We start from the raw sequence: 23,245 nt of genomic DNA on the forward strand, positions 1-23,245 counted from the left end.
CCCGGTCCCTGCCGAACAGCCCGGTGACGAGGCTCAGTTCGCCGACCTGCACCTCAATGCAAGGCGCCCCGTCGGCCCTCCTCACCCGCATAGACCCCGAACATCGCCCCCTGCGGATCCCGCAGCACCGCGATCCGCCGCACGTCCCCGATGGACGTCGGCTCCATCAGGACCGTGCCGCCCGCCCCCGTGGCCGACGCGGCGGTGGCGTCGACGTCCGAGACCGCGAAGTACGGCAGCCAGTGCGGAGGCACCTCCGGCGGGAACTTCGCGTCCATCGTCATCATGCCGCCGAAGTCGGCGCCATCGATGCCCCATTGCGGGTAGTGCTCCGAGGGGCGGACGGTCCAGCCGAACACGGTCGTGTAGAAGCTCTCGGCCCGCTCGGGCGCCCGTGTCAGCAGTTCCACCCAGCCCAGCGCGCCGGGCGCGTTGAACAGCCCGGCGCCCGGGAAGGTCCGCGCCTGCCACATCTGGAACGCGGCGCCGCCCGGGTCGAGGGCGACCGCGAAGCGCCCGATGTCGAACACGTCGATCGGCTCCATCAGCAGGGTTCCGCCCGCCGCGCGCACCCGCTCCGCCGTCGCATCGGAGTCCGCGACAGCGAACGACACGTTCCACGCCACCGGCTGCGACTCCTGGAACAGCGGTGTCAGCGCGGCGACCGCCGCGTCCCCGATGTGCGCGACCGTGTAACCGCCCGCCTCCGGCCGGGGATCGGTCTCCGGACGCCAGCCGAACACGTCCGAGTAGAACCGCTTGGCCGCCTCCAGATCACTGGTCCCGAGCTCGGTCCAGCAGGGGCCGCCGGTCACCGGCCTGTCGAGCTTCATGGCGTTCCTTCCGCAGAAAGCTCCCCTCCCAGCACGCTAAGCCCGCGCCACGACCCCGGCCATCCGGCGGGGAACGGGTGCCCTGGCCGCCGTAGGCCTACATCCCCGGCCGGTACCTCAGCGGATGATCCGCCGGGACCTCCACCAGGACGATCCGTGTGCCGTCCGGGTCCGAGATCCACATCTCCACCAGGCCCCATGGCTCCTTCGCCGGCGGACGTGCGATCTCGACCCCCTTCGTCCGTAGCTCCTTGTGCGCGGCGCCCGCGTCCTCGACCTGCAACCACAGCTGTACGGCGGGGGAGGGCGGCGTGTCGGAGCGGCCGGAGACCTCCAGGAAGCCGCCGCCGAGGAAGTAGACGGTTCCGCGTTCCGGACCCGTGCCGAACTCCCGGTAGACGGGCAGGGCCAGCTGCTCGCCGTAGAAGACTCGGGAGCGTTCGGGGTCGGTGGGGCGCAGCAGGATGCGGCTGCTCAGTACGTGCACCATGGGGGCGGAGCCTAGTCTCCGGGGCCGCGTTACCCTCGTCTCTGCTTGAGCCGCGCCCTGATCGGAGTTGTGCACCCATGGACACCGCCGCCACCGGACTGACCTTCCGCGACGCCACCGACGCCGATGTGGACGCCCTCGTCGTGCTGATCGAGTCGGCCTACCGGGGTGACGACAGCCGGGCCGGCTGGACCACCGAGGCGGACATCCTCGAAGGGCAGCGGACCGACCCCGAGGGCGTGCTGGCGGTCATCAAGTCGCCCGACAGCCGGCTGCTCGTCGTCGAGCGCGAGGGTCGGGCAGTCGCCTGCTGCCAGCTCGAACACCGGGGTGAGTACGCCTACTTCGGGATGTTCGCCGTCAGCCCGCAGCTCCAGGGCGGCGGTCTCGGCAAGGTCATCATCGCGGAGGCGGAGCGCACGGTCCGGGAGACCTGGGGTGTACGGGAGATGCACATGACCGTGATCTCCGTACGGAACGACCTCATCGCCTGGTACGAGCGCCGCGGCTATCGCCGTACGGGCCGGATGACCCCGTTCCCGTACGGCGACGAGCGGTTCGGCATTCCGCAGCGCGACGACCTGCAGTTCGAGCTGCTGGTCAAGGAACTCGCTTGATCGTCACGGCAGTTACGCCGTGAAGCGGCCCGTGCGTTTGATCTCCGGGTAGTCGGTGGTCGCGCCGTCCAGACCCAGGGCCCGTACGAGCCGCAGCTGGTCCTGTGTGTTCACCACCCAGCCGATGATCCTCAGGTCCGCCTTGCGGGCCGCCTCGACGACCTCCAGGGTCAGCCGGCGGATGTTGAGGCAGACCGTCTCGGCACCGGCCTCGGTGGCGCGCTCCACCACGTCGGGGCCGAAGCGGCTGGCGATCAGCGCGGTCCGTACGCCGGGCACCAGGCGGGCGATCTCGGCGATCGCCTCGTCGTGGAACGAGGACACCTCGACCCGCTCGACCAGGTTCCGCCGGTGCATGACCTCGGCCAGCGCCCGCGCCGCCGCCAGGTCCTTGATCTCGGCCTGGACCGGCGACTTGACCGCGTCCAGGACCTCTTCGAAGGTCGGGACGCGCTCGCCGCGGCCCGCGTCCAGGGTGCGCAGCTCGCCGAGGGTCCGCTCGGCGATCGGACCGGTCCCGTCGGTCGTGCGGTCCACGTCGGCGTCGTGCATGACGACGAGAGCGCCGTCCTTGCTCAGATGCAGATCGAGTTCGATGACATCGAGGCCGGCCTGCTCGGCGGCGACGAAGGAACGGAGAGTGTTCTCGGGTTCGAGACCCATGACTCCGCGGTGACCGATGGTAAGGAAGTTCAAGGTTCAACTCGCTTCCGTCGACGGCGGCTCGGCATGCGCGCGTGAGCGCGGCCGGACACCGGCGTCCACGCGGCAGAGCCGCAGCCTAACGGCCGGGCCCGGCGTTGTACCCGTGCGTACACGGGGGATTGGGGGCGACGACCGGGGTGTATCCGGAGCGTACTGCGCGCCGCCGTCACCCGGCCGTGGGCGAGTCCGCCGCGCATTGACCGAAACCGGCCTTCGGTGGCCCTGGGGCGCAGGCGCCAGCGTGCCTACCCCGCCACAGCGGAAGTAATCGCCTTCTCTGTGTCCGGCAGGAAAAAGAGCGGTGACAAACGGAGGGTGCAGGATAATTTGCGGAGCCTTGCCTTGCTAGAGGAAACCCCGAACGCATACGGTGTCCATACGCGAGGTTCTCCCGTGGAGGATGGGACATGACGGAAATTCTTGTGCAGGTGGGTTTTGAGGAGCGGCTTCCTCCCGTGACCACGGTGGTGGAGCATCCGGCATGGCCCGTGCTCAAGGACGCCGTGGAGCGGATCCGGCCATGGCAGTCGAAGGACGGCTCGATCGACTTCGCGGCCGAGGGTGCCCCGGGCCGCACGGAGGCCGAGTCCGCCGTGCGCCGCGTGACGGGCGCCGTGGAAGAGCTCTCCCCGCTGCTCCCGCACGACGCGGCCTACCACGCCGCACTGGTCAGGGATCTGGGGCAGTGGGCCGACGGCGGTTTCCAGGTGCCCGACTTCCTCGACTCGCTGCTGGCCTTCCAGCCCGCCGCGAACCGCCGGGACGGACTCCAGCACCTGGTCGTCTTCCCGATGTACACGCAGAACGGCAACCCGGACCGCAACCTCGAAGCGGTCGTCCTGCGCATGGTCTGGCCCGACTGGCTGGCCGAGCTGGAGGCGACCCGCTACGACAACCCGCTGTTCTGCGGCATCACCTTCGAGGACTTCACCTCCGGCTACGACACCAACTCGGCCGTCCTCTTCCCGGAGACCATCGCCGTACGGCAGGCGCCGGAACGGTTCTCCTGGGGCGGCATCTTCTGCGACCGCGAGGCCGCCCGCTTCCGCCGGGTCACCGAGGCCGCCGTGGACATCCTGGGCATGCGACTGCCCGAGGACGTCGCCACGATGGTCGACGACCAGAAGCGCTGCGAGGAGGCCTTCGTCCTGTGGGACATGGTCCACGACCGCACCCACAGCCACGGCGACCTGCCCTTCGACCCGTTCATGATCAAGCAGCGCCAGCCGTTCTGGATGTACGGCCTGGAAGAGCTGCGCTGCGACCTCACCGCCTTCAAGGAGGCCGTGAAGCTGGAGGCCGACGGCGTCCCGCAGGCCCGTGACGTGCAGTACGCGGTCCTCTGCGACCGCATGTTCCGCTTCCCGGTCACCGGCGAGCGCGTCCGCAACTACGACGGTCTCGGCGGCCAGCTCCTCTTCGCCTACCTGCACAAGCACGACGTCGTCCGCTGGACCGACAACAAGCTGCACATCGACTGGCAGCGCGCCCCCGAGGTCACCAACCAGCTGTGCGCCGAGATCGAGGACCTCTACCGCGCGGGCATCGACCGCCCCAAGCTCGTCCACTGGTTCAAGGCCTACGAGCTGGTCGCGACCTACCTCGCCCCGCACCCGGGCTCCCGCTGGGCCAAGGGCCCCGACGCCCTGGACCTGAGCCTGCCGCCGCGGAAACTCGTGGATGACGTGCTTCCGGACGAGTTTCCGCTGAGCATGTTCTATGAGGCACTCTCCAAGAAGCTCAAGAACGTGATCGCGTCGACCCGGGGCATCACGGCGGAGAACGCCGAGCGGATCGCCGCGTGAGCGACCGTACGACCGAAGTGGCTCAGGAGGCGAGGACCATGGGGAACGGGGCGCTCAACGGCGCGGTGATCGCGGTGGCGGGAGCGGGCGGCCCCGCGGGCCGTGCCGTGCTGCTGCGGCTGGCCGAGGCCGGCGCGACCGTCGTCGGCGCGGACGCGCATCCCGAACGGCTGGCGGAGGCCGTGGACGCGGCCCGCTACGCACACGGCGGGGCAACCGTCGTAGGAGACACCGTCGACCTGCTCGACCCGCAGGCGACCCGCGACTGGGCCGAGCACATCGAGAAGGACTTCGGCCGGGTCGACGGCCTGGTCCACCTCGTCGGCGGCTGGCGCGGCAGCGCGTCCTTCGCCGACACCGACCTCGCCGACTGGGACCTGCTGGAGAAGCTCCTCATCCGCACCGTCCAGCACACCTCCCTGGCCTTCTACGACGGCCTGGAGCGCAGCGACCGCGGGCGCTATCTGCTGATCAGCGCGGCGGGCGCGAGCAAGCCCACCGCGGGCAACGCGGCGTACTCCGCCTCGAAGGCCGCCGCCGAGGCCTGGACCCTCGCCATGGCCGACGGCTACCGCAAGGCCGGCGGCGAGGACGGGCCCAGCTCCGCGGCCGCCGTCATGGTGGTGAAGGCGCTGGTGCACGACGCGATGCGCGCCGAGCGTCCCAACGCGAAGTTCGCGGGCTTCACCGACGTCAAGGACCTCGCCGAGGCCATCGCAGGCGTCTGGGACAAGCCCGCCACCGAAGTGAACGGAAACCGTCTGTGGCTGACCGAGAAGCCGTGAACCCTCCGAAGACCGACGCCCGTCGCCATCACGACCCGGAGATCCGCGGCTTCGCCAGCGACAACTACGCCGGCGCCCACCCCGAGGTGCTCGCCGCCCTCGCCCTCGCCAACGGCGGCCACCAGGTCGCCTACGGCGAGGACGATTACACGGCGAACCTCCAAGGCGTCATCCGCAGCCACTTCGGCGCCACGGCCGAGGCCTTCCCGGTCTTCAACGGCACCGGCGCGAACGTCGTCGCCCTCCAGGCGGTCACCGACCGCTGGGGCGCGGTCATCTGCGCCGAGAGCGCGCACATCAACGTCGACGAGGGAGGCGCCCCCGAGCGTATGGGCGGCCTGAAACTCCTCACGGTCCCCACCCCCGACGGCAAGCTCACGCCCGAACTGATCGACAGGCAGGCCTACGGCTGGGACGACGAGCATCGCGCGATGCCGCAGGTCGTCTCGATCACCCAGAGCACCGAACTCGGCACCCTCTACACGCCCGACGAGATCCGCGCGATCTGCGACCATGCCCACGCACACGGCATGAAGGTCCACCTCGACGGTTCCCGGATAGCCAACGCGGCGGCCTCACTCGACGTCCCCATGCGGACGTTCACCAACGCGGTCGGCGTCGACATCCTCTCCCTGGGAGGAACGAAGAACGGTGCGATCTTCGGCGAGGCGGTCGTCGTCATCAACCAGGACGCCGTCAGCCACATGAAGCACCTGCGCAAGCTGTCCATGCAACTCGCCTCCAAGATGCGCTTCGTCTCGGTGCAGTTGGAGGCGCTGTTCGCCAAGGACCTGTGGCTGCGCAACGCCCGCCACGCCAACGAGATGGCCCAGCGCCTCGCCGAGGGCGTGCGCGCGGTGCACGGCGTGGAGATCCTCTACCCCGTGCAGGCCAACGGCGTCTTCGCCCGCCTCCCGCACGACGTGAGCGAGCGCCTTCAGAAGCGCTTCCGCTTCTACTTCTGGGACGAGGCCGCCGGAGACGTCCGCTGGATGTGCGGCTTCGACACGACCGAGGACGACGTGGACGCGTTCCTGGCGGCGCTCAAGGAGGAGATGGCGCGCTGAGTCTGCCGACTCGGAGTCGGATGGCGTTGTGCATAGGTATGCGGTCACCTGAAAAGTAATTGACTCTCGGGTGGTCGCTTTCCTATGCTCTGCGGTCATGGAGCTGATCCAGAACACCCCTGACCTGTCCGCGTACTTGGCTGCCGACGAGGTCATTGACCATGAGCATCCCCTCGTACGGGAGACGGCCGCGCGGCTGGCCAGAAGTGCCGCCGACTCGTATGGCTATGCACGCCTCGCGTTCGAGTTCGTGCGGGACGGCATTCCCCACTCGCAGGACTCCGGTGACCCGCGCGTCACCTGGCGGGCCTCCGACGTCCTGGAGCATGGCACCGGCATCTGTTACGCCAAGGCGCACGCGCTGGCCGCGCTGCTGCGGGCCGAGGACATTCCTGTGGCGCTCTGCTATCAGAAGTTCGACGTGGTGCACGGGCTGGTCGCCGTGCGGTTCAACGGGGGCTGGCACCGTCAGGATCCGCGCGGCAACAAGCCGGGCGTGGACGCGCAGTTCTCGCTGGATGGTGAGCGGCTGGCCTTCGTGCCCGATCCCGAGTTCAATGAGATGGACTATCCAGTGCTGTACGCTGAACCGCACCCGGTCGTGCTGAGCGCCCTCAAGGCCGCCCCCGACCGGCCGCACCTCTGGCAGACACTCCCGACCGCACTCTGAGGCAGCCCATGACCCTCACTCTGACCGTGTCCGACGAAGTCCGCGCCCTCGCCCCCGGGTTCACCCACGTGGCGATCGAGGCCGACGGACTGGTCAACGGGCCGAGTACCGAAGCGAGTTCGGCGCTCCTCGACGACGCGGCCCGCCGTCTCGCCGTACGACTGGACGGGCGCGCCCCGCACGAGGACCCGCACATGGTGGCCTGGCGCGAGGTGTACACGGCGTTCGGGTCGAAGCCGTCGCGGACGCGCAACTCGGCGGAGGCGCTGGCCAAGAGGGCGCTTTCCGAGGGCGGGTTGCCCCGGATCAATGTGCTGGTCGACCTCTACAACGCCATCAGCGTCGCCCACTTGATCCCCGTGGGCGGTGAGGACACCGACCGCATCCAGGGTGCGATGACCCTTCAACGGGCCACCGGGGACGAGGAGTTCGTGACCGTCGCGGGCGGCGAGGAGGTCGTCGAGCATCCCGACGCGGGCGAGGTGGTGTGGACCGACGCGGTCGGTGTCACGTGCCGGCGCTGGAACTGGCGGCAGGGGCCGCGCACCAGGCTCACGGAGGAAACGACCTCCGCCGTCTTCCTGTTGGAGAGTCTGGCGCCGATGTCCGTAGCCGAGGTCGAGCGCGCGGGGGCCGAACTGGCCGAACTGCTCGAGAAGTTCAGCCCCGGGGCGCGGATCACCGTCCACGCCCCGGTGTGACGATTCAGCGAGCCTCGGCCGCCTTGACCTCTTCGGGAGTGGGTGCCGTGCCGCCGAGATGGGCCGGCATCCACCAGGTGTCGTCCGGGCCGTTGGGCCGTACCGGATAAGCGCGTTGGGCGGCTTCGAGGAGTTCCTGGATGCGCTCGCGCAGGCGGCGGGTGATCGCGCCCGCGTACTGGTCCTGCGGGGCCTCCACCGGCTCGCCGACCCGGATGGTGATCGGAGTGTGGCTGCGCTTGAAGTTCTTCGGGTGGCCCTTGGTCCACAGGCGCTGGGTGCCCCACAGCGCCATCGGGATCAGCGGGACGCCGGCCTCCTGGGCCATGCGCGCGGCACCCGACTTGAAGCTCTTCAGGGTGAAGGACTGGGAGATCGTCGCCTCGGGGAAGACGCCGACGATCTCGCCGGACCGCAGCGACTCCAGTGCGTGCTGGTAGGCCGTCTCGCCCTGCTTGCGGTCCACCGGGATGTGCTTCATGCCGCGCATGAGCGGACCCGAGATCTTGTGCCGGAACACCGACTCCTTCGCCATGAAGCGCACCAGGCGCTTCTGCGGCAGGGCGGCGAGACCGTCGAAGATGAAGTCCAGGTAGCTGATGTGGTTGCTGACCAGCACGGCGCCGCCCGAGCGCGGAATGTTCTCCGACCCCTTGCAGTCGATCTTGAGGTCCCAGGCCTTGAACAGCGTTTGGGCGAGACCGATGACGGGGCGGTAGACAAGCTCAGCCATGGACGGGGTGGACCCTTCTCTCTGCCTGAAGGGGTTCTCCGGGCGGGAAAGTTACGCAGCCGTAGGTTTACGGCATTGCGCAGATCGTGCCCCAAGAACGGACGAGTGGCCAGTCCCCGTGCCCCAGAACGGCGAGATCCTCGTCACGTACATCGCTTGATCCACCTCGGCCTTTTAAGTTCCCTTTACTGTGCGCGAACTGTCACTCGGCGCACGAGCAGGTACATCTCGCACCCCAGGCAGTACCCGAACGCGGCATTGAGGAACGCGGCGGCGAGCGCGGCCCCGGTCGCCGCGAGCCCGAGCCAGTCGGGACCCAGGCCGAAACCGACCAGGCCCACCCCGGCGAAGACCAGACCGACCGCCTGCGCGAACCGCGGCGGCTCCGGCGACTCGAACTCGGTCGGCGGCCCGATCCGGGGCCGTACGGCCTTCCGGAACAGCCAGCCGTACGGCGAACGGCCCACGCCGCCCGCCGCGCCCAGCGCGAACGCCAGGGTCTGCCAGGCCAGCAGCCAGAAGCTGCCGGTGATCAGCACGACCGCCAGCACCACAGTCGTCAGGGCCGCCCCGAAGCGCGGTCCTCTTACGTCGATGTCCATGAATCAAGGATTCCGCAACGGAAAGGATTAGGGGTGCCGGGAATCTTTGCAGTCTCGTGAACGCTGGAAGGGACGATGACCGGACTTGTGGTGTGCGTGGCGGTGCTCGCGGCGGCGAGCGCCTACGGAGTGCTGCATCGGCGGCGGAGCGGGAGAGTACGCGTGCGTGGGCGCGACGGCGGAAAACGGCTCGGCGCGACCGAGCTGGGCGGCGACCTCGGCGAGAAGGCCACCCTGGTGCAGTTCTCCAGCGCCTTCTGTGCGCCCTGCCGGGCCACGCGCCGGGTGCTGGGCGAGGTGGCCGGCATGGTCCCCGGCGTGAGCCACATCGAGATCGACGCCGAGGACCACCTGGACCTCGTGCGGGAACTCGACATCCTGAAGACCCCCACCGTGCTGGTTCTCGACGCCGACGGGCGGGTCGTACGGCGTGCCACCGGCCTCCCCCGCAAGGCGGATGTCATCGCGGCTCTGGGGGAGGCGGTCTGACGGTCGTGAGGACGACGGTGAGTCATCTCCCATATGTCGGAACGTACTTGACTGCGCGCACCACCTATCGTCAGCCTGACCGTATGCCTTCGGAACTCCTTCTCTACGGGCGGGTGCACGTCGACCTGGCCCGCACCGCGAGCGCGCGCTGTCCGGGCTGTTGAGCAGCCACGGACCCCGCTCGTCCCCTCGGCAGAAGGACAGTTCCATGACGGCGACGCCCGACCTCGGCACCCGTGACCATCAGCACGCCTCTCCCGACCTGCTGCGTTCCGTCTTCCGGCAGCACGCGGCCGGTGTGGCGGTGATCACCGCGCGCGGTGAGAACGGCCCGGTCGGCTTCACCGCGACCTCGCTCAGCTCCGTCTCCGCGCAGCCTCCGATGCTGTCCTTCGGGATCAGCACCGGCGCCTCCAGCTGGCCCGCGATATCCGCCGTCGACCATGTCGGCGTGCACATACTCGGCGAGCACCAGGAGCAGTTGGCCGCCACCTTCGCCCGCAGCGGCGCCGACCGGTTCGGGGCGCCCACCGTCTGGCGCGAGGGTCCCGAGGGTGTGCCGGTCCTCGACGGCGTGCTCGCCTGGCTGGTGTGCCGGGTCGTCGCGCGCGTGCCCGCGGGGGACCATCGCATCGTCCTGGCCGAGGTCGTCCTCGGTTACCATGCGGGCACCGGCCGCCCGCTCCTCTACCACCAGGGGCGCTTCAACGGGCTGCGTGACTGAGGCCACTCCGGGTGGGTGACGGGCCACCCTGCGGAAGCGTCGAGTTCCGATTACGCTGCGTTGCACAGGTCACAGTTCAAAGCGCTTGCTTAGCGGGCACCCCTTGGGGGAGCGTAGGAGTGCGTACTGGCGAGTAATATTTCGCTCGGAGCACCGGTCGCCCCCACCGGGAACGGCCGTTCAGGGCGCCTATGCTGCCTGGAAGTAGGCAGCCGAAAATGACGATGCAGTAGGAGAGCCGGCGTGAGCTTGAGGATCGTTGTCACTGTGAAGTACGTGCCCGACGCCACTGGCGACCGGCACTTCGCCGATGACCTGACCGTCGACCGGGACGACGTGGACGGTCTGCTCTCCGAGCTCGACGAGTACGCGGTCGAGCAGGCGCTGCAGATCTCCGAGAACTCGGACGACGACGTGGAGATCACCGTCCTGACCGTGGGCCCGGAGGACGCCAAGGACGCCCTGCGCAAGGCGCTGTCCATGGGCGCCGACAAGGCGATCCACGTCGAGGACGACGACCTGCACGGCACCGACGCCATCGGCACCTCCCTGGTGCTCGCCAAGGCGATCGAGAAGGCCGGCTTCGACCTGGTCGTCTCCGGCATGGCCTCCACCGACGGCACCGCCGGTGTGATCCCCGCCCTGCTGGCCGAGCGCCTGGGCGTCCCGCAGGTCACCCTGCTCTCCGAGGTCTCCGTCGAGGACGGCGTCGTCAAGGGCCGCCGTGACGGCGACACCGCCTCCGAGCAGCTCGAGGCCTCCCTGCCGGCCGTCGTGTCGGTCACCGACCAGTCGGGCGAGGCGCGTTACCCGTCCTTCAAGGGCATCATGGCCGCCAAGAAGAAGCCGGTTCAGGCCTGGGACCTCTCCGACCTGGAGATCGACGCGGACGAGGTCGGCCTCGAAGGCGCCTGGACCGCCGTCGACTCCGCGGCCCAGCGCCCCGCGCGCACCGCCGGCACGATCGTCAAGGACGAGGGCGAGGGCGGCAAGCAGCTCGCCGAGTTCCTCGCGGGCCAGAAGTTCATCTAAGGCCCCAAGGCTCAAGGCCCAACTCGCTTACCGCCCCTCAGACTTCGCACGCACGCAGGAGATCATTCCCATGGCTGAAGTTCTCGTCTACGTCGACCACGTGGACGGCGCCGTCCGCAAGCCCACCCTGGAGCTGCTGACCCTGGCCCGCCGCATCGGCGAGCCCGTCGCGGTCGCCCTCGGCGCCGGTGCGGAGAACACCGCCGCCGCGCTTGCCGAGCACGGCGCGGTGAAGGTGCTCACGCACGACGCCGCGGAGTACGCCGACTACCTCGTCGTCCCGAAGGTGGACGCCCTGCAGGCCGCCGTCGAGGCCGTCTCCCCGGCCGCCGTCCTGGTGCCGTCCTCCGCCGAGGGCAAGGAGATCGCCGCCCGTCTGGCCGTACGCATCGGCTCCGGCATCATCACCGACGCCACCGACCTGGAGGCCGGTGACGAGGGCCCGGTCGCGACGCAGTCGGTGTTCGCCGCCTCCTTCACCACCAAGACCCGGGTCTCCAAGGGCACCCCGGTCATCACCGTGAAGCCGAACTCGGCCGCCGTGGAGGCCGCCCCGGCCGCCGGCACCGTCGAGGCCCTCGCGGTCACCTTCTCGGACAAGGCCACCGGCACCAAGGTCACCGCGCGCACCCCGCGCGAGTCGACCGGCCGTCCGGAGCTGACCGAGGCCGCGATCGTCGTCTCCGGCGGCCGCGGTGTGAACGGCGCGGACAACTTCGCGATCATCGAGGCCCTGGCCGACTCCCTCGGCGCGGCCGTGGGCGCCTCGCGCGCCGCCGTGGACGCCGGCTGGTACCCGCACTCCAACCAGGTCGGCCAGACCGGCAAGAGCGTCTCCCCGCAGCTCTACATCGCCAACGGCATCTCCGGCGCGATCCAGCACCGCGCGGGCATGCAGACCTCGAAGACGATCGTCGCCGTCAACAAGGACGCCGAGGCCCCGATCTTCGACCTCGTCGACTACGGCGTCGTCGGCGACCTCTTCGACGTCGTCCCGCAGCTCACCGAAGAGGTCAACTCCCGCAAGGGCTGACGCTTTTCCGGCTGTACGAGGCTCCCGTGACCCATGTGGTCGCGGGAGCCTTCGTTCATCCCAGGCTGATGGTCGACTGCACGGGCAGATGGTCGCTCGGGAACTGGCTGTTCTCGGAGAAGGTGTTGAGGGCCGTCCGGCGCACGGTGACTCCCGGGGAGACCAGGATCCAGTCGATGCGGGGCCCCTCCGGCACTAGCGCGCGGTAGCCGTGGAAGCTGCCGTAGAGCTCCCCGCGCGCGGCCGCCGCGTCCCAGGTGTCCCTGAGGCCCGCGCCCGCGTCCAGCATCGTGGAGTAGACCGAGGTGGTGTACGCGGCGGTGTTGAAGTCGCCGGTCACCACGAGCGGCAGGGAGCTGTCCAGGCGGGCGAGGCGTTCGGCGATGAGTGTGGCCGCACGCTCGCGTGCGTACTGACTGGCGTTGTCCAGGTGGGTGTTGAGGACGTAGAACTCCCGGCCGTCGTCCCCGAGATCGCGGAAGCGGATCCACGTGGCGATGCGCGGGTGGGCGCCGCCCCAGGTGTTCGACCCGATCACGGCGGGCGTGTCGGAGAGCCAGAACTGGTCGTACTCGACGGGGGCGAGGCGCCGGGTGTCGTAGAAGATCGCCGTCTCCTCGTCGAAGCTGCCGCCCTTGCGGCCGCCGCCGATCCAGTCGTAGTGCGGGAGGTCCCGTTTGATGTCCTGGAGCTGCGCGTAGAGGCCCTCCTGGGTGCCGATGATGTCGGGGGCCGCGCGGAGCAGCAGGTCGCGCATCACCGGGCGGCGGACCTTCCAGCTGTTGGGTTCGGTGGTGTCGGCGTAGCGCAGGTTGAACGTCATGACGTCCAGCAGACGGGTCTCCTTCCGGACGGAGGCGGAGCGTGCGGTTCCGATGAGTGGCAGGGCGATGGCGGCCGCCACCAGCGCGCTCAGCCCCGCGCGCCGGGTGACCGTCCTGGCAGTCGACATGTGCGTCCCCTCCCCTTGGGAGTCAGGATGAAGGGGCGAGGCGCTGGACGGAAGAGGGCCTGGGGACGGCAGTGAACGCGACGGGTTCACGGCGTGGACAGGGTGTTGACCGGCGGGAAGCTCCATGGATAACTTCGTTCTACGGATTGTTGATTCCGTAGAGCGGAAAACTGGAGGGTGTGGGAATGGGCCAGGAGCACGAGAAGGTGGCGACGAGCCTCGCGGGCGCGGTCAGCGAGGAGATCAGCGCCTCCCTGGCACCGGTCGACGCCGAACTGGAGCGCCGCTACCCCGGCGACCCCGGCACCCGCCAGCCCGTCCACACCGTCTACGTCCCCGGTGACGTCTTCGCCGCCGACACGGTCCGCACCTGGGGCGACCGGGCGCTGGCCGCCCTCGACGAGCACGCCCCCGACGCGGCCTCCTTCGCCGCCGTCCTCGGCCTCTCCGACGACCTCGCCGAACCCGTCCACGCGCGCGTGCGGGCCAAGTTGGAACGCGAGCCCATCGAGGACCTGCGCGTCGACTTCGAGGACGGCTACGGCCCCCGCCCCGACGCCGAGGAGGACGAGGCCGCCGCCCGCGCGGCCCGCCTGATCGCCGAGGCGTACGAACAGGGCACGGCGGCTCCGTACATGGGCATCCGGATGAAGTGCATGGAGGCGCCGGTGCGCGACCGGGGCATCCGTACCCTCGACATCTTCCTCACCGGACTGATGGAGGCCGGCGGGCTGCCGAACGGCCTGGTCCTGACGCTCCCCAAGGTCACGTACGCCGAGCAGGTCACCGCGATGGTGCGCCTCCTGGAGGCCTTCGAGAAGGCGCGCGGGCTGGAGCCGGGCCGGATCGGCTTCGAGATCCAGATCGAGACCAGCCAGTCCATCCTCGCCACGGACGGCACCGCCACCGTCGCCCGCATGATCCAGGCCGCCGAGGGCCGCGCCACCGGCCTGCACTACGGCACCTTCGACTACAGCGCCTGCCTCGGCGTCTCCGCCGCGTACCAGGCCAGCGACCACCCGGCCGCCGACCACGCCAAGGCGATCATGCAGGTGGCCGCGGCGGGGACGGGCGTACGCGTCTCGGACGGCTCGACGAACGTGCTGCCGGTCGGCCCCACGGCGAAGGTGCACGACGCCTGGCGCCTGCACTACGGCCTCACCCGCCGAGCCCTGGCCCGCGCGTACTACCAGGGTTGGGACATGCACCCCGGCCACATCCCCACCCGCTACGCGGCCGTCTTCGCCTTCTACCGCGAGGGCTTCGAGCAGGCCGCCGCCCGCCTCGCCCGCTACGCCAACCACGCCGGCGGCGACGTCATGGACGAGCCCGCCACCGCCAAGGCCCTCAGCGGGTATCTGCTGCGCGGCCTGGACTGCGGCGCGCTCGACATCGCGGAGGTGGCCAGGGCGACCGGGCTGACCCGGATGGACCTGGAGGGCTTCGCGTCGCCGCGCCGGGGTGACCTCACGGCGTCCGCCAAGTAGCGGACCTGTCACAGGTGTTGGCGCCGGCTTCTGTTGTCACTGCCGCCCCGTAGGCTGTACGGCGTTCATGGATGTGCCACAGGGACGGAGCGGCGGTGCCTTCGGGGGAGAGCGGACGCGTGGACGGGGCCGACCGGTTGCTGGCCGGGCGCTATCGCGTCGTGGCCCGGCTCGGGCGCGGCGGCATGGGCGTGGTCTGGCGGGCCGTGGACGAGGTCCTCGGCCGTGAGGTCGCCGTCAAGGAACTGCGCACCTTCACCGACGCCCACGGACCCGAACTGGCCGACCTGCGCCTGCGGATGCAGCGCGAGGCCCGGGCTGCGGCGCGGGTCCGCCACCCCGCCGTGGTCGCCGTGCACGACATCGCCGAGGTCGACGGACGTCCGCTGATCGTCATGGAGCTGATCGACGGTCCCTCCCTGGACGACGTGCTGAGCGGGCGCGGCCCGATCGACCCCCGCGAGGCTGCCGGGATCGGCGCGAAGGTCATGGAGGCGCTGGCCGCGGCGCACTCCGTGGGCGTCCTGCACCGTGATGTGAAGCCCGGGAACATCCTGTTGGACCGCTCGGGCCGCGTCGTCCTCACGGACTTCGGCATCGCGACGATGGACGACCCGGGCGACGGCTCCGCCACGCACCTCACCCGGAGCGGTGAACTCATCGGCTCCCTGGACTACTTGGCCCCCGAGAGGGCGCAGGGGGAGGATCCGGGGCCTGCGTCGGACGTCTGGGCCCTGGGCGCGACCTTGTACGCGGCGGTCGAGGGCGCCTCCCCGTTCCGCCGCACGTCCACGTACTCCACCCTCACGGCGATCGTCTCCGAGCCCTTGCCGGAACCCCGGCGGGCGGGGCGACTCGGGCCCGTTCTGCGGCAACTGATGGAGAAGCGGGCGGAGCTGCGGCCCGGGGCGGATTTGGCGCGGGGGTTGCTGGAGGAGGTTGCGGGGGCGCCCTGGGTGGATCTGCCCACGGCCGTGCTGCGGGGGACCGGGGGCGGGGTTCCTGCGGTGCCGCCGGGGTTCGGAGCGGTGGGGTCGCGGGGGAGCGCGGGGACGGGAGCGGGGGTTCCGGAACCGGAGGAGTCGAAGGAGTCAACGGAGGCGCGGGCGGCGGGTGTTGGGGCCTCGGGTGCGGCACTGGGCGATGTCGATCTCGATACCGGGGCTGGGCTCCGGGGAGCGGAGCCGACGGAGAGCGGGCAGGGCCTCGGGGCTGTGCAGCATGCTGCTCCAGCCGGGCAGAGGTTTGGCACGGACGAGCCGGTCAGCGGCGGCGATGGACCGGAGACCGGCGGTTCGTCCGAGCAGGCGGGAGTGGAGGATACCGGCGCCGGTGCCTTGGGGCGGTCTGGATCGGTAGGGTCAACGCCCAGGTCTTCGGGGCTGCTTGAGGCATCGGGGTACTGGTCTGCCGCGATGGCACCGTCCGGACCGGGAGGGTCAATCCCCGAGCCTTCGCGGCCGCTTGAAGCATCGGGGTGCGGGTCTGTCGCGACGGGACAGCCTGGACCGGGAGGGTCAACTCCGGAGCCTTCGGGGCCGCTTGAAGCATCGGGGTGCGGGTCTGTCGCGACGGGACAGCCCGGACCGGGAGGGTCAACTCCCGAGCCTTCGGGGCCGCTTGAGGGATCGGCGTTCGGGTCTGCTGCGCCGGCTCGGTCCGGGGGAGGGTCAACGCCCGGGTCTTCGGGGCCGCCTGAGGCATCGGGGTACGGGTCTGTCGCGACGGGACAGCCCGGACCGGGAGGGTCAACTCCCGAGCTTTCGCGGCCACTTGAGGCATCGGCATGCGGGTCCGCCGAGGCGGGACCGTCCGGACCGGGAGGATCAACACCCGGGTCTTCGCGGCCACTTGAGGCATCGGCGTACAGGTCTGCCGCGACGGCACCGTCCGGATCGGTGGAGCAGGGCCCCGGTTTCTCCGGGTGGCCCGCACCGGACACCCTCCCACCCACTTCTGCGGCCCCTTCCGCGTCCGTACCCCAAGGCTTCGGCCCGCCCCTCGCTTTCGTGGCCTCCGTACCCCAGCCGTCCCCGCCCATCGGTCCCATGGCCGCCGGCCCAACCACACCCCGCCACAGGCGCAGGGCCCGCATCCTGATAGCCGCCGCTGTCGTGGCCGCCGTCCTCGTCGGTGCCGGAGTGGTCGTCGCCCGCATGGCCAACTCCGGCGACACCACGGTCACTTCGCAGCCCAGCGACTCACCGCCGGCCGGTGCCGGTGGCGACCCCGCCTCGCCCGATGGTCGTAAGGACACCCGTCCCTCGGCCGACGCCAAGCCCGCCGAGCAGGGCGACGACGGGACCCAGGCGCCGACGGAGCAGCACACCGGCAGGGGGAAGGGCACGGCGGCGGGGCAGGCTCCCACGGTCGCCCCGAGCAAGTCCACGTCCTCTGGCGGCGGAGGCACCGGCGGCAGCGCGTCCACGACGGGCGGAGCCAGTCCCAGCTCCAGCCCCGCCTCCGCCTGCCAGTCCATCGGCGGCGGCAAGTACAACTGCCAGGTGTGGCGCAGCGCCAAGTCCTACACCGCGTCCGGTACCGAAGTCGGTGTCCTCGGCGCGGGTACCAATTATTTCTTCTGCCAGGAGAACCTGGGCCGCCGCGAGACGTACGGTCAGTGGACCAACACCTGGTGGGCGAAGACGGACGACGACAGCGGCAACACCGACGTCCATGTCAGCGACGTCTACCTCAAGGGCGGGGACAACGACGAGCCGGTGCCGGGCCTCCCGGTCTGTTGAGGTCCCCGTCCGGGGACTGTCCGTCGTCATTCCCGGAACCGATCGCATGAGGTGACGATTGTGCACAACGTCCCGTCCGCAGAGGCGGATCGGCAGAAGCAAGGCACCATCGTGGTGTCCAGGGCACCGGACGGTGGCCGTGATCAGTTCCGGCGCTACAAGGTGTTCGTCGACGACGCCCAAGTCGGCCTGATCGGCCGCGGACAGACCGTGCGCCTCGACCTGCCGGCCGGCCCTCACCGGCTGCAACTGAGGATCGCCTGGTGCACCAGCCCGACCCTCACAGCCATGGTGGAACCGGGGGAGGCGACTTCCTTCCGCTGCGCCCCCGGCGGTGAGCCGTCCGAGGCGCTGAGTGCTGTGACCGTGGGCACAGCCGACTACATCGCGCTCCAGCAGACAGACGAGCCGATGGAGGCGGCCCGGGTTCCCCGGAACGGAACGACCCGCTTCCGCCTGGCGACCGCGCTGGGTTTCCTCGGTGGCTGCCTCGTCCTCATCGGGGCCTGGATCTGGCACTAGGTCGGCTGAAGCACTCGGCCCCGTCGGCGTGACCTCACGCACGCGCACCAACGACGTGCCCTGGGCGCGCGATCGTCGCTCACCGTTCCAGGCCCGACGCCGTCACCAGCCCCTCATCCCGGAACAGTCGAGTACCCCGCTCGCACAACTCCCGGTCCGAGCGCGCCCGTTCACAGAACTCCTCCGGTGTCCGCCCGAACAGCGCCCTCAACTCCGCCGAAGCAGCCAGCAGTTCGGTGAGCAGCGTCCGCTCGCCCGGGTGCCGACGCGGTACGCCCGTGCCGTCGTGCAGGACGCCATGCCGGTTGACGTAGACGTACGCGCCTGGCAGCGACATCCCGGAGTCCGGTTCCAAACGGAACCCGGGCCCGGCCAACCACGCCCGGTCGTACGCCCCCTCACTCGCGTCCACCACCGCGAGCTGCCGCGCGTCGAACCACGTCACGAACAACTCCCGTACGACACCCGGTGCCTTGACCGGCGACGCCGACACGTACCCCACGCGACTCACATGCGCGGAGACACCGACGTCGACGCCCGTGACCCGTACCTTCAGCATCGGGACGGGAGATGTGATCCCGAACTCGGCCATCTTGTGCCGTAGTTGGCCGGGGCAGGCGTTGGAGCCGATCGCCAGGACCGGCGTGCGATCCGCATACGCGGTGTCCTCGTCGAGGGGCAACAGCCGGTCCCCGACGAGGAGTCCGGACTCGGTGGGCCACGCGCCCGGGTAGGCGAGCGGATCCTCGCGCGGCGCCCGAGCCAGCCCCAGCGCCTCCAACGTCCGGTCCACACCGTCATCCACGCGGTCGCCCCTACGCTCACTCACGCCGTCGTACATGCGCCCCTCAGTCCGACGGCGGCAGCTCGCCCGAGCCCCGGGTGATCAACCGGGTCGGCAGCTCGATCCGCTCCGGCGCGAGGAGCGTGCCGTCCAGCTGGCGGAAGAGACGGTCGGCGGCCGTACGGCCGAGGGTCGCCGCGTCCTGCGCGACGACGGTCACGCCCGGCTGGAGCAGGTCGGCGAGTTCGAAGTCGTCGAAGCCCACCAGGGCGATCCGGCGGGACTGTTCGGCGAGGACCCGGACGACGGTGACCGTCACACGGTTGTTGCCGGCGAAGATCGCGGTGACGGGGGAGGGGCCGGTCAGCATCTCCTCGGCGGCCCGGCGCACCCGGACGGGGTCGGTCACGCCGAGGGACATCCAGGCGCTCTCGACCGGTATCCCCGCGTCCTCCATGGCGGCCCGGTATCCGCGCAGACGCTCGGCGGCCGTGTGGATGCGGGGCATGTCGCCGATGAAGCCGATGCGCCGGTGGCCGTGGGAGATGAGATGGGTGACGCCGTCGCGGGCGCCGCCGTAGCTGTCCGACAGGACGACGTCGGCGTCGATCTTCCCGGCCGGGCGGTCCACGAACACCGTCGCGACGCCCGCCTTGATCTCCGGCTCCAGGTAACGGTGGTCGTCACCGGCCGGGATCACCACCAGACCGTCCACGCGCCGGGCGCACAGCGCGAGCACCAACTCCTGCTCGCGGTCCGGGTCTTCGGCGCTGGAACCGTTGATGAGCAGGGCGCCATGGGCGCGGGCGACCTCTTCGACGGCGCGGCTGAGGGGGCCGTAGAACGGGTCGGCGAGGTCCTCCAGGACGAGGCCGATGCTGGCCGTGCGGCCCTTGCGCAGGACGCGGGCGCTGTCGTTGCGACGGAAGCCGAGGGCGTCGATGGCCTCCTGGACCCGGCGCTCGGTGTCGGGGGTGACGCCCGGTTCGCCGTTGACCACGCGCGACACCGTTTTCAGGCCCACACCGGCGCGTGCGGCCACGTCCTTCATCGTCGGACGGTTGCCGTAGCGGTTCTCGGGGCGGCGGGCGGTCTCTGGCACGATGCGCTGTCCTGTCCTGTCGTCCACGGGGGATGCATAGGTCCATGGGCTTGTATGAGGATGTGGCGTCGAGCATAGAGCCTGGACAACGTTGTCATATGCGAGAGAGACTGTCCACCGATATCTCCGGCCTGCGCCCCCACCGCGAGACCGGCCCAACTCACCTTCTGGTGGTTCTCATGTTTGACGGGGAGATCTGACACTGATGCACACCGACCTCGTGGCCGCGCTCGACATCGGCGGCACCAAGATCGCCGGGGCGCTGGTGGACGGCCACGGCAAGATCCTGGTGCGAGCACAGCGCCCGACGCCCTCGCAGGACGACGGCGACACCGTGATGCGAGCCGTGGAGGAGGTGCTCGCGGAGCTCACCGCATCACCTTCGTGGTCGCGCGCGAGCGCCCTCGGCATCGGCAGCGCGGGTCCCGTGGACGCCTCCGCCGGCACTGTGAGCCCGGTCAACGTGCCCGGCTGGCGCGACTATCCGCTCGTCGAGCGGGTCCGTGCGGCGGCCGGCGACCTGCCCGTCGAGCTGATCGGCGACGGCGTGGCGATCACGGCGGCCGAGCACTGGCAGGGCGCCGCGCGCGGGCACGCCAACGCGCTGTGCATGGTGGTCTCCACGGGAGTCGGGGGCGGCCTCGTCCTCAACGGGCAGCTGCATCCCGGGCCGACCGGCAACGCGGGCCACATCGGCCACATCAGCGTGGACCTGGACGGCGACCCCTGCCCGTGCGGTTCGCGCGGCTGTGTCGAGCGGATCGCCAGCGGTCCCAACATCGCCCGGCGGGCGGTCGAGGGCGGCTGGCGGCCGGGTCCCGACGGCGACGCCTCGGCCGCGGCCGTGGCCGCCGCCGCGCGTGCCGGTGACCCGATCGCCGTGGCCTCCTTCGAGCGGGCCGCGCAGGCCCTCGCCGCCGGTATCGCGGCCACCGCGACCCTCGTCGAGATCGACATCGCCGTGATCGGCGGGGGAGTCGGCAAGGCGGGCGACGTGCTGTTCACGCCGCTGCGGAAGGCGCTGAGCGACTACGCGACGCTGTCCTTCGTGCAGCGCCTTACGGTGACGCCGGCTCAGATGGGCACGGACGCCGGGCTGGTGGGAGCGGCCGCGGCCGCGCTCGCCGGGCGGGCGAGCACGACCGCGGCCGGGGTGTGAGGAACGGACCGGCCGAAACGTTCGTTCAGCGGCCTACGCACCAGTTCGGTACCTGAGTCCCACCTTGTTCGACCTTGCTCAGCACGTGAGTTGAGCGTCCGCCCAGTCCGCGTGGTCCGAGTCGATCCCGTCGCCGCCGTCGGTGACGACGAGTCGGACCACCTGGGCGCCGGTCACGTCCGCCGTGACCGGCTGGGCGGGCATCGCGTTGGTGAGGACGCCGGTCGAGGCGACCTTCGTGCCGTCCGCCCAGATCTCGAAGGCGACGGTCCCGTTGGCGCCCTTCTCGTCGTCCACACCGACGTCCGCGGTGACCTTCTCGCACGCCTTCCCGGTGTAGTAGTCCACATCGCTCTCTGCGTGCACACCAAGTCCCTTGGAGTACACCACTCCACCCAGGGTGATCGGACGACCGTCCCCCGCCGCGCTCTCCCCGTTGCTGGTGTTGCGCTCAACAGGCCCGTATCCATTGGCCGTTGACATCCACGGAAGGTCGCCGAGGTACGACGTCCCCGCGGGCGGTGCCACCACCACGGACGCGGTGAACGGCAGCGTGCTGGTGACCCGGGCGCCGGTCGGCGAGCGGTAACTCGCCCTGAGCGTCAGGTCGTACGACCCCGTGGGCGTCCCAGCGGGAGCGGTGACCGTCCACTTCGTGCGCAGCGCCTTGCCGGTCCGTACGGCCCTCGCGGTCGTCGACGACTTGGCCCGCACCTTCCAGCCCGCGGGCCCGGTCAGGCTCACGGAGACGTGCTCGGCGGTCGTACGGCCCAGGTCGGTGACCGTCGTCGTGAGCGGGGTCGGAGTGGCCGCCTGGACCAACGGGGCGCTGTCCAGGCCGAGTTCGACGGCGGGCGGGTTCTTGAGCGCGTGCCGGTCGGCGGAGACCCGGACGAGGACCGTTCCGTGAGCCGGTACGGTCGCGGAGATCGCGCCCGCGGTGTTGTAACTCCTGTGCTGCCACAGGTCGCGCAGGGTGTACGCGTGGGCGCCGGGGAGGCCTACGGCCGCCGCGGTCGTGGCGATGCGCTGGGCGCTGCCGGTCTCGTTGAAGAGCGCGACCGTACGGCTGCCGTCCTTCATCTCCTTGGCGACGACCCAGCGTCCGCCCTCGGACGTGACAACGTTGCCCTGCTTGCCCAGCGGGTCCTGGTCGACCGCGATGACCTCCTTGTTGTCGAGGATGTCGAAGGTCGCGGCGGTCGCCGTGCGCAGGTCCGAGCCGATGAGCAGGGGCGCGGCCATGATCGACCACATCGAGAAGTGCGAGCGGTACTCGGTGTCCGTCATGCCGCCGTTGCCGACCTCCAGCATGTCGGGGTCGTTCCAGTGCCCGGGTCCCGCGTAGGGGGCAAGTGGCAGGTTCTGCTTGAGGATCGAGAGCATCGAGCCCCAGTTGTCGCTGATGTCACCGGTCGTGCGCCACAGATGCCCGACGTCCGCGGCCCACTCCCAGGGCTTGTTCTCGCCCCACTCGCAGATGCTGAAGACGATCGGGCGGCCGGTTGCTTTCAGGGCGTCGCGCATCGTGTTGTAGCGCAACTTGGCGTCCACGCCTTGGTTGTTGCAGTTGTCGTACTTGAGATAGTCCACGCCCCAGTCGGCGAACTGTTGCGCGTCGCTGTACTCGTGGCCCAGGCCGCCCGGGAATCCGGCGTCGTTGCACGTCTTCGTGCCCGCGCTGGTGTAGATGCCGAGCTTGAGTCCCTTGGAGTGCACGTAGTCCGCGACGGCCTTGATGCCGTGCGGGAAGCGGACCGGGTCGGGGACGAGCTTGCCGTCGGCGTCGCGGGACGGCAGGGCCCAGCAGTCGTCGAGGTTGACGTACTGGTAACCGGCCGCCTTGAGGCCCTTGCTGACGAAGAGGTCCGCGATGCCCTCGACCATCGACTCGTTGAACTCGGCACGGCAGTTGGTGGAGTTCCAGTTGTTGAAACCCATCGGAGGGGTGAGCGCCTGACCGTCGGCCAGGGCGGGGGAGACGGGGTCCTGCGGGGGAGCGGCTACGGCCGGGGCGGCGAGGCCCGCCGTGCACAACAGCCCTGCGGCGAGCGCTCCGACAACTCTTCGGCGGGTCGTGCGGGTGTGAGGGTGACGCGTCATTACGTTCCTCCGGACTCGCGAAAGATGGGATCACTTCCTGTGCATGTCATGTGCGCGATTACGGTAGGACGTGTCGAACTCTGTTGGAAGAGTTGCGTATTTATTG

General features: G+C 70.2%; 23 protein-coding genes and 1 pseudogene. 15 read left to right on the forward strand and 9 right to left on the reverse strand.

Annotated features, from left to right (window positions below; genetic code table 11):
* Window positions 1-53: 53 nt before the first annotated feature.
* Window positions 54-833, reverse strand: a complete 780-nt coding sequence (locus tag OG504_RS45440; protein ID WP_405995017.1) for a VOC family protein — start codon at window positions 831-833, stop codon at window positions 54-56.
* A 97-nt stretch (window positions 834-930) separates the two neighbouring features.
* Entirely contained in the window at window positions 931-1,323 is a 393-nt protein-coding gene (locus OG504_RS45445; protein WP_405995018.1) for a VOC family protein, read from the reverse strand.
* A gap of 77 nt (window positions 1,324-1,400) precedes the next feature.
* Here OG504_RS45445 and OG504_RS45450 point away from each other — a divergent pair, with 77 nt between their 5' ends.
* The gene (locus tag OG504_RS45450; protein WP_405995019.1) at window positions 1,401-1,940 is read left to right on the forward strand and encodes a GNAT family N-acetyltransferase; all 540 of its coding nucleotides are present in this window, start codon (window positions 1,401-1,403) and stop codon (window positions 1,938-1,940) included.
* 12 nt (window positions 1,941-1,952) lie between these two features.
* Here OG504_RS45450 and OG504_RS45455 read toward each other — a convergent pair whose 3' ends face one another.
* Window positions 1,953-2,636 (reverse strand): glycerophosphodiester phosphodiesterase, encoded by a 684-nt coding sequence (locus OG504_RS45455; RefSeq protein ID WP_405995020.1) that lies wholly within the window; start codon window positions 2,634-2,636, stop codon window positions 1,953-1,955.
* 416 nt (window positions 2,637-3,052) lie between these two features.
* Here OG504_RS45455 and OG504_RS45460 point away from each other — a divergent pair, with 416 nt between their 5' ends.
* From OG504_RS45460 to OG504_RS45480, 5 genes are all read left to right on the forward strand, one after another.
* Complete coding sequence (locus OG504_RS45460; RefSeq protein ID WP_405995021.1) at window positions 3,053-4,450, forward strand: DUF6421 family protein; 1,398 nt, start codon at window positions 3,053-3,055, stop codon at window positions 4,448-4,450.
* A 38-nt stretch (window positions 4,451-4,488) separates the two neighbouring features.
* On the forward strand, window positions 4,489-5,235 hold the full coding sequence (locus tag OG504_RS45465) for an SDR family oxidoreductase (RefSeq protein WP_318021570.1): 747 nt from the start codon (window positions 4,489-4,491) through the stop codon (window positions 5,233-5,235).
* On the forward strand, window positions 5,232-6,302 hold the full coding sequence (locus OG504_RS45470) for a threonine aldolase family protein (RefSeq protein WP_405995022.1): 1,071 nt from the start codon (window positions 5,232-5,234) through the stop codon (window positions 6,300-6,302). Before OG504_RS45465 ends, OG504_RS45470 begins: the two co-directional genes overlap by 4 nt.
* A gap of 97 nt (window positions 6,303-6,399) precedes the next feature.
* Window positions 6,400-6,972: a transglutaminase domain-containing protein gene (locus tag OG504_RS45475; RefSeq protein ID WP_405995023.1), complete on the forward strand. Its 573-nt coding sequence runs from the start codon at window positions 6,400-6,402 to the stop codon at window positions 6,970-6,972.
* A gap of 8 nt (window positions 6,973-6,980) precedes the next feature.
* The gene (locus OG504_RS45480) at window positions 6,981-7,673 is read left to right on the forward strand and encodes a B3/4 domain-containing protein (RefSeq protein WP_405995024.1); all 693 of its coding nucleotides are present in this window, start codon (window positions 6,981-6,983) and stop codon (window positions 7,671-7,673) included.
* A gap of 4 nt (window positions 7,674-7,677) precedes the next feature.
* On the opposite strand, the gene OG504_RS45485 is transcribed toward OG504_RS45480, so the two are convergent.
* Window positions 7,678-8,406 carry a 1-acyl-sn-glycerol-3-phosphate acyltransferase gene (locus OG504_RS45485; RefSeq protein ID WP_033278392.1) on the reverse strand — a complete coding sequence of 243 codons (729 nt, stop codon included), beginning with the start codon at window positions 8,404-8,406 and terminating at the stop codon, window positions 7,678-7,680.
* 185 nt (window positions 8,407-8,591) lie between these two features.
* Complete coding sequence (locus OG504_RS45490; RefSeq protein ID WP_328684979.1) at window positions 8,592-9,008, reverse strand: DUF4395 domain-containing protein; 417 nt, start codon at window positions 9,006-9,008, stop codon at window positions 8,592-8,594.
* A 75-nt stretch (window positions 9,009-9,083) separates the two neighbouring features.
* On the opposite strand from OG504_RS45490, the gene OG504_RS45495 reads away from it, so the two are divergent.
* The 4 genes from OG504_RS45495 (at window position 9,084) to OG504_RS45510 (ending at window position 12,286) form a co-directional block, all read left to right on the forward strand.
* A complete protein-coding gene (locus OG504_RS45495; RefSeq protein WP_405995025.1) occupies window positions 9,084-9,497 on the forward strand; it encodes a TlpA family protein disulfide reductase in 414 nt (137 codons plus the stop codon).
* 208 nt (window positions 9,498-9,705) lie between these two features.
* Window positions 9,706-10,221 (forward strand): flavin reductase family protein, encoded by a 516-nt coding sequence (locus OG504_RS45500; protein ID WP_405995026.1) that lies wholly within the window; start codon window positions 9,706-9,708, stop codon window positions 10,219-10,221.
* A gap of 243 nt (window positions 10,222-10,464) precedes the next feature.
* Window positions 10,465-11,253: an electron transfer flavoprotein subunit beta/FixA family protein gene (locus tag OG504_RS45505; protein WP_318014726.1), complete on the forward strand. Its 789-nt coding sequence runs from the start codon at window positions 10,465-10,467 to the stop codon at window positions 11,251-11,253.
* Window positions 11,254-11,323: 70 nt separating this feature from the next.
* Window positions 11,324-12,286: an electron transfer flavoprotein subunit alpha/FixB family protein gene (locus OG504_RS45510; RefSeq protein WP_405946332.1), complete on the forward strand. Its 963-nt coding sequence runs from the start codon at window positions 11,324-11,326 to the stop codon at window positions 12,284-12,286.
* Between the two features lie 55 nt (window positions 12,287-12,341).
* Here the strand turns inward: OG504_RS45510 and OG504_RS45515 are convergent, their stop codons facing one another.
* Entirely contained in the window at window positions 12,342-13,238 is an 897-nt protein-coding gene (locus OG504_RS45515; protein ID WP_405995027.1) for an endonuclease/exonuclease/phosphatase family protein, read from the reverse strand.
* A 179-nt stretch (window positions 13,239-13,417) separates the two neighbouring features.
* On the opposite strand from OG504_RS45515, the gene OG504_RS45520 reads away from it, so the two are divergent.
* The 4 genes and pseudogenes from OG504_RS45520 to OG504_RS45535 all read left to right on the forward strand — a co-directional run bounded on the left by OG504_RS45520 (window position 13,418) and on the right by OG504_RS45535 (window position 17,991).
* On the forward strand, window positions 13,418-14,725 hold the full coding sequence (locus tag OG504_RS45520; protein WP_405995028.1) for a DUF6986 family protein: 1,308 nt from the start codon (window positions 13,418-13,420) through the stop codon (window positions 14,723-14,725).
* 71 nt (window positions 14,726-14,796) lie between these two features.
* Window positions 14,797-16,002: pseudogene (locus OG504_RS45525) on the forward strand (serine/threonine-protein kinase); the annotation flags it as partial.
* Between the two features lie 771 nt (window positions 16,003-16,773).
* Window positions 16,774-17,469, forward strand: coding sequence for a hypothetical protein (locus OG504_RS45530; RefSeq protein ID WP_405996650.1), 696 nt, complete (start codon window positions 16,774-16,776; stop codon window positions 17,467-17,469).
* Between the two features lie 60 nt (window positions 17,470-17,529).
* The gene (locus OG504_RS45535) at window positions 17,530-17,991 is read left to right on the forward strand and encodes a hypothetical protein (RefSeq protein WP_405995029.1); all 462 of its coding nucleotides are present in this window, start codon (window positions 17,530-17,532) and stop codon (window positions 17,989-17,991) included.
* A gap of 79 nt (window positions 17,992-18,070) precedes the next feature.
* Here OG504_RS45535 and OG504_RS45540 read toward each other — a convergent pair whose 3' ends face one another.
* Both OG504_RS45540 and OG504_RS45545 read right to left on the reverse strand, forming a co-directional pair.
* Window positions 18,071-18,820 carry a hypothetical protein gene (locus tag OG504_RS45540; protein WP_405995030.1) on the reverse strand — a complete coding sequence of 250 codons (750 nt, stop codon included), beginning with the start codon at window positions 18,818-18,820 and terminating at the stop codon, window positions 18,071-18,073.
* A gap of 19 nt (window positions 18,821-18,839) precedes the next feature.
* Entirely contained in the window at window positions 18,840-19,904 is a 1,065-nt protein-coding gene (locus tag OG504_RS45545; protein ID WP_405995031.1) for a LacI family DNA-binding transcriptional regulator, read from the reverse strand.
* A 178-nt stretch (window positions 19,905-20,082) separates the two neighbouring features.
* On the opposite strand from OG504_RS45545, the gene OG504_RS45550 reads away from it, so the two are divergent.
* Window positions 20,083-21,036, forward strand: coding sequence for an ROK family protein (locus OG504_RS45550; protein ID WP_405995032.1), 954 nt, complete (start codon window positions 20,083-20,085; stop codon window positions 21,034-21,036).
* Between the two features lie 78 nt (window positions 21,037-21,114).
* Here the strand turns inward: OG504_RS45550 and OG504_RS45555 are convergent, their stop codons facing one another.
* On the reverse strand, window positions 21,115-23,139 hold the full coding sequence (locus OG504_RS45555; protein WP_405995033.1) for an NPCBM/NEW2 domain-containing protein: 2,025 nt from the start codon (window positions 23,137-23,139) through the stop codon (window positions 21,115-21,117).
* Window positions 23,140-23,245 lie beyond the last annotated feature (106 nt).

The sequence above is a fragment of the Streptomyces sp. NBC_00986 genome (genome assembly GCF_045162565.1).
GTDB lineage: Bacteria > Actinomycetota > Actinomycetes > Streptomycetales > Streptomycetaceae > Streptomyces.

Coding starts and splice junctions, on each gene's coding strand:
- OG504_RS45440 (WP_405995017.1), bottom strand. CDS start 833: ATGAAGCTCGACAGGCCGGTGACCGGCGGCCCCTGCTGGACCGAGCTC.
- OG504_RS45445 (WP_405995018.1), bottom strand. CDS start 1,323: ATGGTGCACGTACTGAGCAGCCGCATCCTGCTGCGCCCCACCGACCCC.
- OG504_RS45450 (WP_405995019.1), top strand. CDS start 1,401: ATGGACACCGCCGCCACCGGACTGACCTTCCGCGACGCCACCGACGCC.
- OG504_RS45460 (WP_405995021.1), top strand. CDS start 3,053: ATGACGGAAATTCTTGTGCAGGTGGGTTTTGAGGAGCGGCTTCCTCCC.
- OG504_RS45465 (WP_318021570.1), top strand. CDS start 4,489: ATGGGGAACGGGGCGCTCAACGGCGCGGTGATCGCGGTGGCGGGAGCG.
- OG504_RS45475 (WP_405995023.1), top strand. CDS start 6,400: ATGGAGCTGATCCAGAACACCCCTGACCTGTCCGCGTACTTGGCTGCC.
- OG504_RS45480 (WP_405995024.1), top strand. CDS start 6,981: ATGACCCTCACTCTGACCGTGTCCGACGAAGTCCGCGCCCTCGCCCCC.
- OG504_RS45485 (WP_033278392.1), bottom strand. CDS start 8,406: ATGGCTGAGCTTGTCTACCGCCCCGTCATCGGTCTCGCCCAAACGCTG.
- OG504_RS45490 (WP_328684979.1), bottom strand. CDS start 9,008: ATGGACATCGACGTAAGAGGACCGCGCTTCGGGGCGGCCCTGACGACT.
- OG504_RS45495 (WP_405995025.1), top strand. CDS start 9,084: ATGACCGGACTTGTGGTGTGCGTGGCGGTGCTCGCGGCGGCGAGCGCC.
- OG504_RS45500 (WP_405995026.1), top strand. CDS start 9,706: ATGACGGCGACGCCCGACCTCGGCACCCGTGACCATCAGCACGCCTCT.
- OG504_RS45510 (WP_405946332.1), top strand. CDS start 11,324: ATGGCTGAAGTTCTCGTCTACGTCGACCACGTGGACGGCGCCGTCCGC.
- OG504_RS45515 (WP_405995027.1), bottom strand. CDS start 13,238: ATGTCGACTGCCAGGACGGTCACCCGGCGCGCGGGGCTGAGCGCGCTG.
- OG504_RS45530 (WP_405996650.1), top strand. CDS start 16,774: ATGGCCGCCGGCCCAACCACACCCCGCCACAGGCGCAGGGCCCGCATC.
- OG504_RS45550 (WP_405995032.1), top strand. CDS start 20,083: ATGCACACCGACCTCGTGGCCGCGCTCGACATCGGCGGCACCAAGATC.
- OG504_RS45555 (WP_405995033.1), bottom strand. CDS start 23,139: ATGACGCGTCACCCTCACACCCGCACGACCCGCCGAAGAGTTGTCGGA.